The 16,585-nt window shown below is 43.9% G+C and carries 10 protein-coding genes, 4 tRNA genes and 2 pseudogenes; 9 read left to right on the forward strand and 7 right to left on the reverse strand.

Translation table 11 applies throughout. The annotated features are described in order from the left end of the window. Positions 1-3: 3 nt before the first annotated feature. Positions 4-2,043 (reverse strand): M3 family metallopeptidase, encoded by a 2,040-nt coding sequence (locus NQU59_RS05785; protein ID WP_043971463.1) that lies wholly within the window; start codon positions 2,041-2,043, stop codon positions 4-6. 314 nt (positions 2,044-2,357) lie between these two features. Here NQU59_RS05785 and NQU59_RS05790 point away from each other — a divergent pair, with 314 nt between their 5' ends. Further along, positions 2,358-2,771 carry a putative four-helix membrane protein gene (locus tag NQU59_RS05790; RefSeq protein ID WP_373463004.1) on the forward strand — a complete coding sequence of 138 codons (414 nt, stop codon included), beginning with the start codon at positions 2,358-2,360 and terminating at the stop codon, positions 2,769-2,771. A gap of 125 nt (positions 2,772-2,896) precedes the next feature. Here NQU59_RS05790 and rnr read toward each other — a convergent pair whose 3' ends face one another. Beyond that, a complete protein-coding gene (rnr, locus tag NQU59_RS05795) occupies positions 2,897-5,332 on the reverse strand; it encodes a ribonuclease R (protein ID WP_257065303.1) in 2,436 nt (811 codons plus the stop codon). Positions 5,333-5,592: 260 nt separating this feature from the next. Here rnr and NQU59_RS05800 point away from each other — a divergent pair. The 3 genes from NQU59_RS05800 to NQU59_RS05810 all read left to right on the forward strand — a co-directional run bounded on the left by NQU59_RS05800 (position 5,593) and on the right by NQU59_RS05810 (position 5,893). Further along, positions 5,593-5,682 (forward strand) — tRNA-Ser (locus NQU59_RS05800). A gap of 11 nt (positions 5,683-5,693) precedes the next feature. After that, a tRNA-Arg gene (locus tag NQU59_RS05805) sits at positions 5,694-5,770 on the forward strand. A gap of 46 nt (positions 5,771-5,816) precedes the next feature. Then, positions 5,817-5,893: transfer RNA gene (locus NQU59_RS05810), tRNA-Arg, on the forward strand. Between the two features lie 121 nt (positions 5,894-6,014). Here the strand turns inward: NQU59_RS05810 and NQU59_RS05815 are convergent. Next, positions 6,015-9,182, reverse strand: a pseudogene (locus tag NQU59_RS05815) (hypothetical protein); the annotation flags it as partial. A 125-nt stretch (positions 9,183-9,307) separates the two neighbouring features. Here NQU59_RS05815 and NQU59_RS05820 point away from each other — a divergent pair. Further along, positions 9,308-9,384 (forward strand) — tRNA-Arg (locus NQU59_RS05820). A gap of 42 nt (positions 9,385-9,426) precedes the next feature. Here NQU59_RS05820 and NQU59_RS05825 read toward each other — a convergent pair. After that, positions 9,427-10,725, reverse strand: coding sequence for an SRPBCC family protein (locus tag NQU59_RS05825; protein WP_257065305.1), 1,299 nt, complete (start codon positions 10,723-10,725; stop codon positions 9,427-9,429). A gap of 310 nt (positions 10,726-11,035) precedes the next feature. Here NQU59_RS05825 and NQU59_RS05830 point away from each other — a divergent pair, with 310 nt between their 5' ends. After that, a complete protein-coding gene (locus NQU59_RS05830; RefSeq protein ID WP_005238614.1) occupies positions 11,036-11,533 on the forward strand; it encodes a YcxB family protein in 498 nt (165 codons plus the stop codon). Between the two features lie 33 nt (positions 11,534-11,566). Beyond that, positions 11,567-12,208: a fumarylacetoacetate hydrolase family protein gene (locus tag NQU59_RS05835; protein ID WP_257065306.1), complete on the forward strand. Its 642-nt coding sequence runs from the start codon at positions 11,567-11,569 to the stop codon at positions 12,206-12,208. A 107-nt stretch (positions 12,209-12,315) separates the two neighbouring features. On the opposite strand, the gene NQU59_RS05840 is transcribed toward NQU59_RS05835, so the two are convergent. Beyond that, on the reverse strand, positions 12,316-13,116 hold the full coding sequence (locus NQU59_RS05840) for an AraC family transcriptional regulator (protein ID WP_257065307.1): 801 nt from the start codon (positions 13,114-13,116) through the stop codon (positions 12,316-12,318). 107 nt (positions 13,117-13,223) lie between these two features. On the opposite strand from NQU59_RS05840, the gene NQU59_RS05845 reads away from it, so the two are divergent. After that, a complete protein-coding gene (locus NQU59_RS05845) occupies positions 13,224-14,129 on the forward strand; it encodes a DMT family transporter (RefSeq protein ID WP_257065308.1) in 906 nt (301 codons plus the stop codon). A 28-nt stretch (positions 14,130-14,157) separates the two neighbouring features. Here the strand turns inward: NQU59_RS05845 and NQU59_RS05850 are convergent, their stop codons facing one another. Next, positions 14,158-15,408, reverse strand: a complete 1,251-nt coding sequence (locus tag NQU59_RS05850) for a YihY family inner membrane protein (protein ID WP_005238622.1) — start codon at positions 15,406-15,408, stop codon at positions 14,158-14,160. 113 nt (positions 15,409-15,521) lie between these two features. On the opposite strand from NQU59_RS05850, the gene wrbA reads away from it, so the two are divergent. Further along, positions 15,522-16,121 carry an NAD(P)H:quinone oxidoreductase gene (gene wrbA / locus NQU59_RS05855; RefSeq protein ID WP_005238623.1) on the forward strand — a complete coding sequence of 200 codons (600 nt, stop codon included), beginning with the start codon at positions 15,522-15,524 and terminating at the stop codon, positions 16,119-16,121. Here the strand turns inward: wrbA and NQU59_RS05860 are convergent. Then, positions 16,118-16,443: pseudogene (locus NQU59_RS05860) on the reverse strand (type ISP restriction/modification enzyme). The gene wrbA and the pseudogene NQU59_RS05860 sit on opposite strands and share 4 nt — an antisense overlap. Positions 16,444-16,585 lie beyond the last annotated feature (142 nt).

A 16,585-nucleotide genomic window follows, 5' to 3' on the forward strand; every position in this document is an offset into this window, starting at 1 on the left:
AGTTTAAGCGGTTTTATCGGTGTTCGTCCAACCTTGATGGCGTAATAATGCATCTATTTTCGGTTCTCTTTTTCGGAAATTGCGAAACGCATCAAGTGCTGTATCTTTTCCGCCAACTGCTAGAATAAACTTTCTAAACTCTTTTCCAGTCTCGGTATTAAAAATACCTTCGCTTTCGAAACGATCGAAGGCATCACTGGCTAAAACTTCTGCCCATTTATAAGAGTAGTAACCTGCCGCATAACCACCTGCAAAAATATGACTAAAGCTGTGCTGGAAACGGTTATAAGCTACCGTGGGAACCACGGCAAATTGATCACGGATATCGTCCAATGTCGTTTGGATTTGCTGACTGTTTAAGGCTGGTGCTTGGCGGTGAATGCTGAGATCAAACAATGCAAATTCAATCTGACGCAAGGTTTGCATACCAGACTGGAAGAAACGTGCATTCAACAATGCAGATAGCAATTCTTGCGGTAAAGTCTGTTTAGTTTCGGTGTGCTCACTGAGTACATCCAAACTTTCATTGTCCCATGCCCAGAATTCCATAAACTGGCTTGGTAACTCCACTGCATCCCACGCCACGCCGTGAGTACCTGCTACCGAGATATTATCCACTTCGGTGAGCATATGATGTAAGCCATGACCAAACTCATGGAATAAAGTAATCACTTCATCGTGGGTGAGGAGCGCAGGTTGGTCGCCAATCGGTGGGGTGAAGTTACACACCATATAGCAAATCGGTTTTTGTAGACCCTTGGCGGTTTGTACACGAGAACGGAAACCGCTCATCCATGCACCACCACGTTTTCCGTTACGGGCATATAAATCGAAGTAGAAACCGCCGACCACTTGGCCTTGATCTTCAATTTCGAAATAACGGACATCATCTTGCCAGACAGGGGCTTGGCGCTCAACGATCTGGATGCCGTAAAGGCGTTGTACGATCTGGAATAAACCTTGTACCACTTTGGGTGCAGGGAAATAGGGTTTCAATGCTTCTTGAGAAAGATTGAACTGTTGTTGTTTCAGCTTCTCAGAATAGTAGGTTGCATCCCACGGTTTTAACTCTGCAATGCCATCTTGTTGTGCAATCGCTTTCAGTTCTGCAATTTCGGCAAGCGCTGGGGTACGCGCATGTTCTGCCAGATCAACCAAAAATTGATTCACCGTTTCCACATCAGGTGCCATTTTGCTGGCAAGGGAATATTCAGCGAAGTTGTTGAAACCAAGCAGTTGCGCCATTTCTTGGCGTAAGCTCAGGATTTCTTCCATCACCGGGGTATTATCAAATTCAGTCTTATCAGATTGTTCTGAGGCACGGGTAACATAGGCCTTATACAGCTCTTCTCTTAATTCACGATCATCAGCATAGGTCATAATCGCAAAATAAGCGGGGAAGTCGAGTGTGGCAACGGCTTGTTCAAGCTCACGTTGTTGTCCGTATTGTTTTAACAATTCAACACTGCTTTGCGGCAGACCTTTGAGTTGTGCTTCGGTCAAAGGCTTGAAGTAGGCTTGGGTTGCATCGAGGACATGATTGGAAAAGTCTGAAGACAGTTGGGATAAACGTGCCGAGATTTCAGCATAACGCTTTTTGGCTTCACCTTGGAGTGCAACACCTGACAGTTTAAAGTCACGTAACGCGAGTTTGATTGCGCTTTGTTGTGCTTCGCTCAGCGTTTGAAATACGGCGCTGTCATGGATCTGTTGATAGGTTTGATACAACGCCGTATGTTGTCCAAGCTGCGTATAGTACTCACTTAAACTCGGTAACAGCGCTTGATACACTTCACGGGTTTCAGCATTGTTCATGACCGCATTCAGATGCGACAAAATGCCCCACGATTCACTCATGTTATTTTCAAGTTGGTCGACTTCTGCCAAGGTTGCCAGTTGGGCTTCAGGGCTTTGCGGAACTTCATTGAGTTGGTTTAAGAAGTTTTGACCGTTTTGAATGGTCTGTTCAATCTGTTGTTTTAAATCGGCAAGTTGAATTTGATTAAATTGAGGAACGGGAAGCGTTGCTTGTTGGAGTGTCATTGTATTTTTGCCATATTCATCTTTAAACATAGTTATAGATGTAGGGCTTAGTGGGGAGGAAATCAAGTGCGACTATGCTTCATCTCTCATCTTTAGATTAATTTTTTCTATTCATAAACCTGTATATGTATTTTTAAATCATTGATATCTATGATTGATGGGGAGATTTATGAGTTATGCTGAGGAGCAGACAGTTCATCTCTAGAATGGCAATTTTAATGAAAAATTATTTCGTGATAAACTTATACCAAAGAATAATTTAACCAATTAGTTTCTGTTGAACAATTCGAGTCTAGATCAGTAAAACCGTAATCATTATGCTAAAAAAGATCAATGCCCTTATCTTATTTTTGTCTGTTTCTGTCCAAGTTGAGGCTACAGTAAATAATGCGATATATATTGGCGCTAGGGGAACCGGAAGTTCATCTGCCAATGGTCCAGCCTCGACGCTTTTCTTTCTGGTATTTGGCGCTGGGGCGCTATATGTTTACTATAGATTATTCCTAAGTTGGATTAAACGTAAGAAAAATAGTGAAGAACCACAACGTTTATATGGTTTGGGGGATTGGGCAATAATGCTGGCAGTATTTGGGCTGTTAGCACTGTTTGCATCTGGACTCACTTTTGAAATAATGAGTAGTTTCGGTGGGAAAGAATTGGTAGCTCAGATTTGGTATCTTGTTTTATTGGGCTTTTGGGGAGTACTTGTGTTTTTAGATAGAACTTGATTGATCTTATTTGAACCAAACTGTGTTCAGTGATTTTTCTTAACATAATTCAATTTTAAAATAGAAACTAAGTGGTTGAAAAATTTAATAAAAAAGAGAGCCGAAGCTCCCTTGTCTTTTCAAAATTATTCAGCCTTTGTTTTCGCGTTCGACTTTTTCTTTTTCACTTTCTTTTTGGCCTTTTCTTTGATTTCTGGTTTAGCAGACGCTTTTTTAGCTGGCTTTTTGCTATAAGAGCTTGGTTTGTTCTTATCCTTTTTCTTACGTACAGGCTTCTCACCATCTTCACTGACTTTAGACTTCGTAGATGCCGGTTTGCCAAAGACTTCTTCAGTTGTTGAAGTACGATTTGAGCTAGAAGGATTCGCAGTACGAGGGGCTTTCTGGCGAATTACACGGCCTAAATGCGTTAATTGCTGAACCAACTGAAAGTCAATCTTACGTTCTTCCAGATTTACGCCTGCTACTTGGATCTTCACTTCATCGCCAAGGCTGAATGACTGTCCACGATTCTGACCAATCAAACTTTGGCTGGCTTGATCATAAAGGAAAAAGTCTTCACCGAGCTGGCTGACATGAATCATGCCATCGACATACAGATCTTTGAGCGTTACGAATAGACCAAATTCTGTCACCGCACTAATGATACCAACAAACTCATCACCTAAATGCTGTTGCATATAATGGCACTTCAACCAAGTCGTCACGCTGCGTGAAGCTTCATCGGCACGACGTTCAGTTTGTGAGAAATGCTCGCCCGCATCATCTAAAGCAGCACCTGACAATGGGTAAGGTTTCTTAGCGAGATAGGCTTTAATGGCACGGTGTAACAATAAATCTGGGTAACGACGAATTGGTGAAGTGAAATGCGTATAGGCTTCATAAGCAAGACCGTAATGTCCGGCATTGTTTGCACCATAATAGGCTTGCATCATTGAACGTAACAGCACCGCATGGATACTTGGCGCATCTAAACGATCTTTGGTCGCTTCAATCACCGCTTGATAATCAGCTTGAGTGGGTTGTTCTGGGAATGGCAAACCGAGTAATTTGACAAAATCACGTACTTTTTGAATACGTGAGAATTCAGGTGCTTCATGCACACGATACAACATCGGAATATCATGTTCTAACGAGTATTCAGCTGCGGCAACATTGGCCAACAACATGCATTCTTCAATCAGTTTATGCGCATCATTACGAGTACGTGGCAAGATTTCTTTGATCCCGCCCAACTCATCAAAGGTCATGTAGGTTTCAATGGTTTCAAATTCCATTGCATGACGTTTCGCCCGTAACTCTTTCAATGTTTGATAGAGCTGGAATAAGGTATTCAGTGATTTATGGATGGTCTTGTCTTCAGGAATCGCATCTGTTGCCCCTTCAAAATATTGACCAACTTGGGTATAGGTCAAACGGGCTTTGGAATGCATTACTGCAGGGTAGAACTCATAACCTGTCACTTTACCTGCACGAGACAGTTTTAAATCGCAGACCATACATAAACGGTCAACATGTGGATTTAAAGAACAGAGGCCATTGGATAATGCTTCTGGCAGCATCGGCAGCACGAAATGTGGGAAATAAACAGAGGTTCCACGTTCTTCAGCTTCTTCATTTAAAGGTGAGTCTAAACGAACATAGTGACTGACATCTGCAATCGCAACCACAACTCGGTAACCACCACCTGCACGTTTTTCTGCAAAAACGGCATCGTCAAAGTCGCGTGCATCTTCGCCATCAATGGTGACCAGTGGTAGATCTCGTAAATCAACACGACCTTTAAGATCTTTTGCCGAAGGTTCTTTAAAACTCTCTGCTTCTTTAATCACCGCTTCCGGGAATTCATAAGGTAGACCAAACTCTAGAATGGTTTGCGGAATAATAATCTCGGTATCGGCTTTATCTGACATCGATTGAACAATGTGACCTGTCGCCAGCTCTTCACGGGTCGGGTAGTCATCAATCGCGACACGCAGCATATCACCCACTTTGGCATTGGCGTGTTGAATCAATTCTTTTTCAAGGGTAATCGGTTGATGCTGATTCGGATTACTTGGTTGAATAAAGTATTCACCTTCATGCTCAGACACTTTACCAATAATTTGTTTGACGCGACGTTGCACCACTTCGGTAATAAAGCCCCATGCTTTACCTTTACGGTCAACTGAGGTCTGACGGACCTTAACGCGATCGCCATTAAAGACCAGACGTAACTCACGTTCAGGCAGCAGTACATCATTCTGTCCCGCAATGTTGGCAGTCCCCAAACCTTTACTATTAATATAGACCGTTGCTTCGTGGCTTGGTAAATCGGTTGCAGGCTGGTATTTAAATCCATCCTTCATCAATTGTCCGTCACGGACCATCGCACTTAAACGATGATTCAAGGCATCGATACTTTTTTGATCGGGGATATTAAAGTGGTCGACAAGCTCTGCATGAGACTGTGCAGTTTTTAGTTGTTCTAATGTAGTTAAAATAAGAGTTCGGCTAGGAATAGGATTATCGTAACGTTGCGCTTCTGCTTTTGCTTCGGGATCGGCCCAATTTTTAGTCATATCGTTTCATTTCACATCTGGCAGATCGGTTTAGCATAAGTCATTCAAACTCTAACTGCACGTCAAAGATTGCAAGATTCTGTTTATTGCCCCGATCCAAATAAAGGAGATAAGCCTATATTAACAAGCACGGCGCTAAAAAATGCTGAAAAAATGCGAAAATTGATTAAAAAGTATTTGATTGAACTGAAAAAGAAGAAAAAAACAGGAACATCCCTTGTGTAATGTGGTTTTAGTTTGTATTATTGCGCTCGTGTTACGGTGAGATGGGTGAGTGGCTGAAACCACATCCCTGCTAAGGATGCATACGGGTAACTGTATCGAGGGTTCGAATCCCTCTCTCACCGCCACTTTACTTAAAGCGCTCATAGCTCAGCTGGATAGAGCACTTGGCTACGAACTAAGGGGTCGGGAGTTCGAATCTCTCTGAGCGCACCAAGTAAAGATTTAAAGTAACACATGCCTCATTGGCAACATAAGTAATGCGCTCATAGCTCAGCTGGATAGAGCACTTGGCTACGAACTAAGGGGTCGGGAGTTCGAATCTCTCTGAGCGCACCAACTTAATAAAAGAAACCGCTTAATTGCGGTTTTTTTGCGCCTGATATTTGTGAACCGCATGTGAGTAATCGCATAAATATAAAAAAGCCGCTGATGACAGCGGCTTTTTTTATGAATTGATTTAGAAATGATTCACTGAACTTAATAGATGATCTGTAAGTGAATTTAATGGTGATTGAAGTGACACAAGATCTGTTAAAGAACCACCATTTGGATGTGGTTCGCCAACAGCAATGCCTGAAGCCACTGTTCCTGTCAACGCATCTAAAATTCCATCTATGCTTCCATGTGCATTGTAATCGCCATGTCCAACACTAATATTGATTAGATTATTGAGACTATCTAGTGATCCATCGCTGGCTAAGTGGCCTACATGATTTTGAAGCGCATCAATCGCGATATTACCATTACTAATGACGGTTTGGATCGGTTGAGCAATACCTGAAATCACATCTGCGCTATTTACACCATGGTTAAGCGTACCCAGAATATCTGTAATTGAGCCAAGATGATTGCTACCACCACCTGTAATACCGCCAATGATATCGGTAACTGAGCCTAAATGACCGCCAGCACCACCACTAATGCCACCTGTGATACCACCGATAATATCGCCAATAGAACCACCGATACTACCTGTACCACCACCTGTAATACCGCCAGTGATACCGCCAATGATATCGGTAACTGAACCTAAATGACCGCCAGCGCCACCACTAATGCCACCTGTGATACCACCGATAATATCGCCAATAGAGCCACCGATACTACCTGTACCACCACCTGTAATACCGCCAGTGATACCGCCAATGATATCGGTAACTGAACCTAAATGACCGCCAGCGCCACCACTAATGCCACCTGTGATGCCACCGATAATATTGCCGATAGAGCCACCGATACTACCTGTGCCACCACCTGTAATACCGCCAGTGATACCGCCAATGATATCGGTAACTGAACCTAAATGACCGCCAGCCCCGCCACTAATGCCACCTGTGATGCCACCGATAATATTGCCAATAGAGCCGCCGATACTACCTGTACCACCACCTGTAATACCGCCAGTGATACCGCCAATGATATCGGTAACTGAACCTAAATGACCGCCAGCCCCGCCACTAATGCCACCTGTGATGCCACCGATAATATTGCCAATAGAGCCGCCGATACTACCTGTACCACCACCTGTAATACCGCCAGTGATACCGCCAATGATATCGGTAACTGAACCTAAATGACCGCCAGCCCCGCCACTAATGCCACCTGTGATGCCACCGATAATATTGCCGATAGAGCCACCGATACTACCTGTGCCACCACCTGTAATACCGCCGGTAATGCCACCGATAATATTGCCAATCGAACCAAGTGGACCACCTGTACCGCCACCAATACCGCCGATGAGACCACCTACATTGGTAAGATCACCTACCGCATGCTGAACCAGACCCGAGGCAGTAGAGCCATTATGAATCAGTGTACCGACTACACCTGTAAGAGAGCCCACAGCACCACCGACATCGGCACCTGCCAGATGAGATACTGCTTCAAGTGTGCCGTTTACGGTATCGCGTGAGGTATCAAAGGTAAGGGTACCTAGATGGGTCAGGTCAGAGATTGGATGAACGCCAGGGAGTGCACCACTTAGCACGCCACCCACTGTGTTAATCCCTGTATTGATAATATTGGTTTTGAGGCTTTCAACGCCCTGAAGTACATCAATGCCTGTTTGGATAGCGCCAGTGACAGGATTATGGCTCAGGTCACCACCTGTAATACCGCCGATGATGTGTGTAATTGCACCTAAAGGTCCGCCTGTACCGCCACCGATACTGCCGGTAATACCACCGATAATATTGCCAATCGAACCAAGTGGACCGCCTGTACCGCCACCAATACCGCCGATGAGACCACCCACATTGGTAAGATCACCTACCGCATGCTGAACCAGACCCGAGGCAGTAGAGCCATTATGAATCAGTGTACCGACTACACCTGTAAGAGAGCCCACAGCACCACCGACATCGGCACCTGCCAGATGAGATACTGCTTCAAGTGTGCCGTTTACGGTATCGCGTGAGGTATCAAAGGTAAGGGTACCTAGATGAGTCAGGTCAGAGATTGGATGAACGCCAGGGAGTGCACCACTTAGCACGCCACCCACTGTGTTAATCCCTGTATTGATAATATTGGTTTTGAGGCTTTCAACGCCCTGAAGTACATCAATGCCTGTTTGGATAGCGCCAGTGACAGGATTATGACTCAGGTCACCACCTGTAATACCGCCGATGATGTGTGTAATTGCACCCAAAGGTCCGCCTGTACCGCCACCGATACTGCCGGTAATACCACCGATAATATTGCCAATTGAACCAAGTGGACCGCCTGTACCACCACCAATACCGCCGGTAATGCCACCGATAATATTGCCAATTGAACCAAGTGGACCACCTGTACCGCCACCAATACCACCGATGAGACCACCCACATTGGTAAGATCACCTACCGCATGCTGAACCAGACCCGAGGCAGTAGAGCCATTATGAATCAGTGTACCGACTACACCTGTAAGAGAGCCCACAGCACCACCGACATCGGCACCTGCCAGATGAGATACTGCTTCAAGTGTGCCGTTTACGGTATCGCGTGAGGTATCAAAGGTAAGGGTACCTAGATGAGTCAGGTCAGAGATTGGATGAACGCCAGGGAGTGCACCACTTAGCACGCCACCCACTGTGTTAATCCCTGTATTGATAATATTGGTTTTGAGGCTTTCAACGCCCTGAAGTACATCAATGCCTGTTTGGATAGCGCCAGTGACAGGATTATGACTCAGGTCACCACCTGTAATACCGCCGATGATGTGTGTAATTGCACCCAAAGGTCCGCCTGTACCGCCACCGATACTGCCGGTAATACCACCGATAATATTGCCAATTGAACCAAGTGGACCGCCTGTACCGCCACCAATACCGCCGGTAATGCCACCGATAATATTGCCAATCGAACCAAGTGGACCACCTGTACCGCCACCAATACCGCCGATGAGACCACCTACATTGGTAAGATCACCTACCGCATGCTGAACCAGACCCGAGGCAGTAGAGCCATTATGAATCAGTGTACCGACTACACCTGTAAGAGAGCCCACAGCACCACCGACATCGGCACCTGCCAGATGAGATACTGCTTCAAGTGTGCCGTTTACGGTATCGCGTGAGGTATCAAAGGTAAGGGTACCTAGATGAGTCAGGTCAGAGATTGGATGAACGCCAGGGAGTGCACCACTTAGCAGAGTCTATTTCACTCAAATGATTGAAAAGTGTTGAATCTGTAGCCAGTTGATTACAAGTTTTTGAAAAAAGGCTTATCATTGAGTGAAAATTACGTATAATGCGCTCCATCAAATATGCGCTCATAGCTCAGCTGGATAGAGCACTTGGCTACGAACTAAGGGGTCGGGAGTTCGAATCTCTCTGAGCGCACCAATTTGAACAAAGAAAACCGCTTAAATGCGGTTTTTTTGCGTCTTATGTTTTTGCTTTGATTTTTTGTACAAACACTGCATTGCCACCGACAGCAGGAAGTACATCATGATAAGGCAAGCTGCGCATGGCTCTTAACAAGAATGGCGCTTTCTCATCAATTTTCATCGCGCTGGTCATTTTTAATAATGTCCCTTGATTGAAGGTGTGCAACTGCATTTGCCCCTTAACAAAACGAAGATCTCCACCATTGGCATAAAAATTATTCTCAATTGTCTGTGGGTAGTTAAAGCGCAATCGAAATGCAAAGGGAATATTGATGACACCTAGTCCCACATTGACCTGAATATTGGCATCTTGTCCCTGATTTTGAATGGGGGTGGCAATGACCTTTTTAATCTGCCGAGGAAATAGTTGCTGATATGTTAATGGGCTCAGCCATTTTTGTAAGGATTGAACAGGTTGCTGGTAAAATTGATAGGTGGTGGTAAAGCGCATGGACTCTCGCCCATGCGTATAGAGCACATTGGTGGGGGCGTGTAGAATACTTACGGGTTGTTGAGCTGCTTGAATCAGTTGGGTAATTTTACTGAGTTGTGCTACATTCAGTTGCGGAGTTGGAATTTGTCCTGCATCCAGCGGTGTAACATTGGACTGAATAAAACGGCTTCTTAACGACTCTAAAATAAAAGCATTGCTACTACTCGGAATCCCGAGTTTCGCTTCTGGAATGGCATTGAGAATCTTCTTAAAAATAAATCTCTTGGGTTGGTTTAAATCGCCCCATTGGGTCAATGTGATTAAGGTGCGGTTCTCGTCTAGCGCAAACCATTCAAATTTACCGACGCCATAGGGAATCGGTGCATCAATCACCAAGCTGGCAATACTATTCGACTTAATCTGATGTTGTAATGTGACGTCTTCATTAAAATTGAGTACAGGAATCGGGGGTGGAATCGAGACCCGATATTTCATTTGAACAATGTTGCCAGACTGTTCTAATGTTTTCGCTGATTTGAGGGTTGGAAACAAACCGACATACTGATTAAAATCGGTCAGTGTTTTGGCCACTTGTTGGGCATTGACGGGGACAATGATTGCGGCTGAATTAAAACTGACATTGGGCTGAGGATTACTTTTCAATGTGGGCACGGCTGTTCTGGTGGCAGGGTGACCATACATGAAAATATTGTTTTGGGTATAACTGGCCAACAGTTGTGGATTGTTTTGAAATGGTTGTAGGGCACTCGGAATATTGTCCGTCCAAGGCACGATCTGTGCAAAACAGCTTTGTGTGAGCCCCAATAACAGACAGGGTAAAATTAGACCATTCAAATACGCCATCACATTCCTTTGATTTTTATCCGTGATTTTATGCAATGAGTTGATGCGCTTATTCGAGCCATCAATCCTGCTTATTAATAGAATTTTTTGTGTGTAAAAAATAGGCATGTTGTGTAAAGCTTACTTCGGGCAGCTTCAATCATTCACAGTGAATGTAACGGTGATTTGAGCCATAAAGAATGCAGTGCTTGAATCTCAAAACAGAGAAAACATCAGCTTTAAATTTTGTATTAAATCACGATAAATGTGATTGCCCATAAAGTCATTTATGTTCTAATAGGTCAGTTTTTTCAAATGTTAGAAATTAGAAATGTCTGAACAACGTCCAAGTGTATCGGTGCGCTATTATTTGAATTTAGAAGAATCACAAGATGGTTTTGCTTTGGTCACGTTTGGCAAAAAAACCTTTAGCCGTTTTTTAACTCCAGTGATCAGTATTGCGATTATTCTATGGGGAATCTATTTAGGTTTTGCTGGCGTTGGGCGCTATTACGTTGCATTGGGTGCTTTTTTTCTGATCATGCAAGCGGTCATGCGCTATTGGTTATTACCGATGCTGTTTAAGCGTCAATTTGTACGCTATCAATTTGGAAAAAGCGAACAGGGAATTGATCTTTATCAAGATTATTTTGAACTGTATGCAGCAGGCAAAAAACAAAGTGCGCAATATGCCGAAGTCCAGTCATTTGCAATTGGCAAGTTGACTTACATGTTGGAGCTAAAAAGCCATACTGTGGTGATCGTACCCAAGCGTGCGTTTAGTGATACAGCAGATCAAACAAAATTCGAAAATAGTTTTAAAAAGTAAATGTATTGACGGTTGAAAGAACAAGGAGTTTTCATGAGTATACGCCCTTCAAAAATTGTATGTGTTGGCCGAAATTATGCAGAACATGCCAAGGAATTGGGCAATGCCATTCCTGAACGTGCATTATTATTTATTAAACCGCCAAGCAGTATCGGTTCTTTAGCTCAAGGTATCAGCTGGAATCTGGCTTTGGGTGAGTGTCATTATGAATGCGAAATATGTTTGCAAATTGCCCATCCATTATCACAAGAAACCGATCCAGCCAAAGCCCTAGAAGCGATTGGTGCAGTGACTTTGGGTCTGGATTTGACCCTGCGTGATTTACAGGGCGATTTAAAATCTAAGGGTGAGCCGTGGGAACGTGCCAAAGCCTTTGATGGTGCCTGTATTTTGGCTGACTGGATTGAAGCGGATGAGATTGGCGACCTGCAAGAGTTAGAGTTGATTCTGAACATCAATGGGGTTGACCGTCAGCATGGCTTCACCAAAGATATGATCTTCGATATTGGCACTTTATTGGTTGAAATTAATCAATCTTTTAGTCTGGAAGCAGGTGATGTGATCATGACGGGTACACCCGCTGGTGTTGGGGCACTACGTGCCAATGATCAATTGACCATGAAATTGATTACCCAGTCAGGCGAATATGACTGGGATACCTTTGTCAAAGCCTAAGTTGAAATAAAAGGAGGGTGCTGTTCTGAAGAGCAGCGCCATTTTTTATATCTAAAAGCATGATTTTTCCACTGAATCAGATATTGGTTAAGGCATGAATAGCAAAATTAACTGCCTTGATACAGCTTACGAAATTGGTCTGGGGTGAAATGCATCCAGCGTTTAAACATATAAATAAAAGCGGATGAACTGGCGTAGCCTAAATCTAGTGCAATGCTTTCAATGGTCTTGCCTTGATTTAACATCGACATCGCTTTCATGACTTTTAGGCGCTGTCGCCATTCGTGTAAAGACATGCCCAATTCTTTCTGGCTATAACGGGCAAGAGTGCGTTCGGTCATATTGATCATCTGTGCAAGCTGTTCCAGTGTGCTGTTATCGGCAGGGAACTCATGTAAATGTGTCAATATCTTCGCCAGTGCAGGATGCTCGGTGGTCGGTAGATAACTGCCGACCAACTCGGCATGAGTTAGTGAATCGAGTAAAACGTGCAGCAAGCGTAAATATTCTGGATCGTGTTCAGCAAATGGATGCTGACGAATATGTTCAAGCAGCGCAGAGACCAAGGGCGCAGACAGTAAGATACCTGCCTGTTGCGGCATGTTGTGACAGAGTGATTCATGCACGTACAGGGTGCAATGGGTCACGTCATTGCGATTGATACCACTATGTTGTAAATGCGGTGGCAACCAGATTCCATAAGGTGGTGGGGTTAAATAATGAATTTGCTCAATATTGACTTCTAAAACACCGTCGAAGGCATAGATAAATTCACCCCATGCATGGGCATGTTTGGGATAAAAAGTCTCCGCAGGTGCATTGCGGATTTGTAGCCATAATGGGGCAGGAATCTCGTTGTAGGTCGGGATGGCCTGAAAATCTTGAATCCTGTATGCTGATTTTTTCATAACATGAGAATTGCCTGAAAACACGCATCTATTGTCGTATTTTCACTATATCATGAAAATCCGACAGCCTTATATTGATGCTCAAGTCATAAAATCAGGAACGCGCAATGGATGAGCGTAAAGCATTAGATGCAACCGCATCGGGTCTGATGATCGTACTGTGTATGATTTGGGGACTGCAACAGGTCATTTTAAAAATGGCAGCGCCTGACATTTCTCCCTTAATGCAGATCGCGTTGCGTTCAGGGCTGGCTGCACTGCTGTTATTACCACTGTTATATTTGGATAAAAGCAGTCAGCTCTTCAATCGCCAGAATTTAAAAGCGGGTTTAGTGGTTGCTTTTCTATTTTCTTTGGAATTCTTTTTATTGGCACAGGCCTTACAGCTGACCTCGGCTTCGCATGCCGTGGTACTGCTGTATACTGCCCCGATTTTTGTGGCCTTGGGCTTACATTGGAAGCTTCCTTCGGAGCGTCTCAGTCTGTTGCAATGGACCGGTATCGGGATTGCATTTTTTGGGATTGCCGTGACTTTTCTACGTGCAAATTCAGGCGTATCGATTGTGGATCAACAGATGTTGTGGGGTGACTTACTGGCTTTGGCTGGAGGGATTGCCTGGGCAGCCACCACCATTACCGTCCGTTTATCTTCACTGGCACAAGCCGCAGTGACACAAACGTTGTTTTATCAATTGGCGGGTAGTTTTGTATTGTTGTTTGGCCTGGCGCTTGTTCTGGGGCAAGCGACCATTCACTTTAGCCCACTGGTGATAGGCAGTCTGGCCTTCCATACTTTGGTGGTTTCTTTTGCCAGTTTCTTGGCATGGTTCTGGTTATTAAGGAATTACTTAGCATCACGGCTGGGCGTCTTTTCCTTCCTCACCCCCCTGTTTGGGATGGCTTTTGGTGTCTGGTTATTGGGTGAAAAAATTGAGCTGAATTTCATTATCGGCTCAGCTCTGGTCTTGCTCGGCATTGTCGTCGTGAGTTTACAAGGTTGGTTAAAGAAATAAAAAAAGGCCTCTTAAGAGGCCTTTTTGCTTACTTTTGTTCAAACAGCGTGGAAAGTGGAATCGACAGTTTGGCAGCTAAATAATCATTGCTTTCAATCAGAGAAGGGCCGAGTCGCTCCATCCATTCATCATCTTGATGGATATGTTCAACATCGGGACGTAAAGGCAGTGGATAAGGCAGGGCAGTGAAGAAACTCCAGAAATCCACCTGAGCCAGATTACGAACCAGGACATATTCGTCCTTGTCTGTTCGCATAATTAAATTTTGAGCTTCGAGCTGTAGGATATATGAAGGTAAACGGCCTAGCTCGCCACGACCAATGATTCCTAAAAGCTCTTTTTCACTAACACTTTTTCCGATTTGTTGTTTCTTATAAAACAATTCCAGAATATCCAGCAGCATTAAAATAGGATGACGTTTTTGTTCTTTGCCCGAATGAAAAGCGGTCAGGGCATAACTGATTTCGACACCCAATAAAATAATGTTCCAAGATAAGTAAATCCACAGCAGGAAAATAGGCACTGCGGCAAAGGCGCCATAGACGATTTCGTAGCTGGTAAAATTACTCATCACCCAACCAAAAAAACGCTTCAAAATTTCAAAGATGGTCGCACTAAAGCAGGCCGCAATCAGGGCTGAAAGTACAGGAACAATACGATTGGGAATGGTCCAATATAAAATGAAGAAACCGATAATGGTTAATAAAAATGAAATCAGCCACAGAATAAAAGAACCATCGAGTTGATAACCCGCAAAATTATTACTGAGTACATTGATTGAGGCCACCGTGGAGGACAGTACAAAGGCACTGCCTAAAACAATCGGTCCTAATGAAATGATGGTCCAGTAACGCATAAAACCGACCAGACCCGTTCGGGTCTCCTTCACTCGCCAAATCCGGTTAAATACATTCTCAATTGAAGTCAGCATCAGCACGGTGGTGACAAACAGGAACAGCACACCAATAATGGTCAGGTTACTGGATTTTTCGGTAAAGGCATTTAAAGCCTTGTCAAAAGCGATGGTACTTTTCGGTAAGAAATTACTATAAATCAATTGTTGTAGTTGCTGTCTGGCAGGCTCCAAAGCTCTAATCGAGGAGATAATCACTAAAAAAACGGTCAGCATCGGCACGACGGCAAACAGCGTGGTATAGGTCAATCCTCCCGCTTGTTCACGGCAGCGATCTGCCTCAAAACGGCGTAACACAAATACAATAAATTGAAACCATGTTTTTTCTAAAAAAGGCAGTTTTTTTAGATAACGATTTAGGGTCATGGGTTCTATCCTAGTTATTTTTAATAAAAATCCTGTGTTATCACAGGATTTACTACAGCTCAAAAAGTAAAAAATGTCGTATAGTGTCCTTTTTAACAAAATTCTTGAAAGTGATGCAACCTTACGTTCTTGTTCTTTATTACAGTAAATACGGTGCAACCAAGCAAATGGCGCATCTGATTGCCGATGGAATTGAAGCGGCAGGTGTGACTGCACGCATCCGAACTGTGCCGAATTTGGCCACCGTGGTCACAGAGGCCGCAGCGAGTATTCCAGCCGATGGCGATATTTATTGCACTTTAGAAGATCTTAGTCATTGTTCAGGCTTGGCTTTGGGTTCGCCAACACGATTTGGCAATATGGCCAGTGAGATGAAGTATTTTTGGGATCAAACCACCAGCTTATGGTTGAATGGTGCTTTGCATAACAAACCTGCCTGTGTATTTACTTCATCCGGCTCAATGCATGGTGGTCAGGAAAGTACGTTACTTAGTATGTTACCTCCCTTGTTCCATCATGGCATGATGATCATGGGCTTACCAAACTCAATACCTGCTTTGTCGAATACCAAAACAGGTGGTACGCCGTATGGGGCCAGTCATGTCAGTGGGCCGCGTCATGACCAAAGTTTGAGTCAAGATGAGAAGATCTTGTGTGAGGCACAAGGCAAGCGTTTAGGTGATGTCGTGCAAGCATTGGCTGGAAAGTTTTAATGTTGCGAAAGTGGTATCGTTGTCCGATGGAGACCAGTTTCCAGAACAGCAGATGATCAGTTGGATAGGGAATTGGAGCTAAAGCAGGATTCAACAGCTGTATTTCCCCTGTACGTTGCTTTTCCGAGCTTAAGATTGCATAGACATAATCTACGAGATCAACTGCGCTAAATATCTATTTATACGCATCTTGTAATTCGGTGTTTTGCTTGGCGAAACAAACCTGAGATGCTGCTTCTTGATGGATAAAAACCAACCGAGACTTTTTTTCTAGGGCAAGGATGATGTCCTTATTCAGCGTTAACGGTGCAAGAGAGAGAATGAGATCAGAACTTTTAACCTAAGATTGGCTTTGATTATGCTCAGGCAGGCGTGCTTATCCTGATAGAGACAAGATCGATATATGCTTTATCTTGGTTTATAAATTTACTGATTGCCATAATAAAAAAGGGAGCTATTGCTCC

This window comes from Acinetobacter colistiniresistens, from assembly GCF_024582815.1.
Lineage (GTDB): Bacteria > Pseudomonadota > Gammaproteobacteria > Pseudomonadales > Moraxellaceae > Acinetobacter.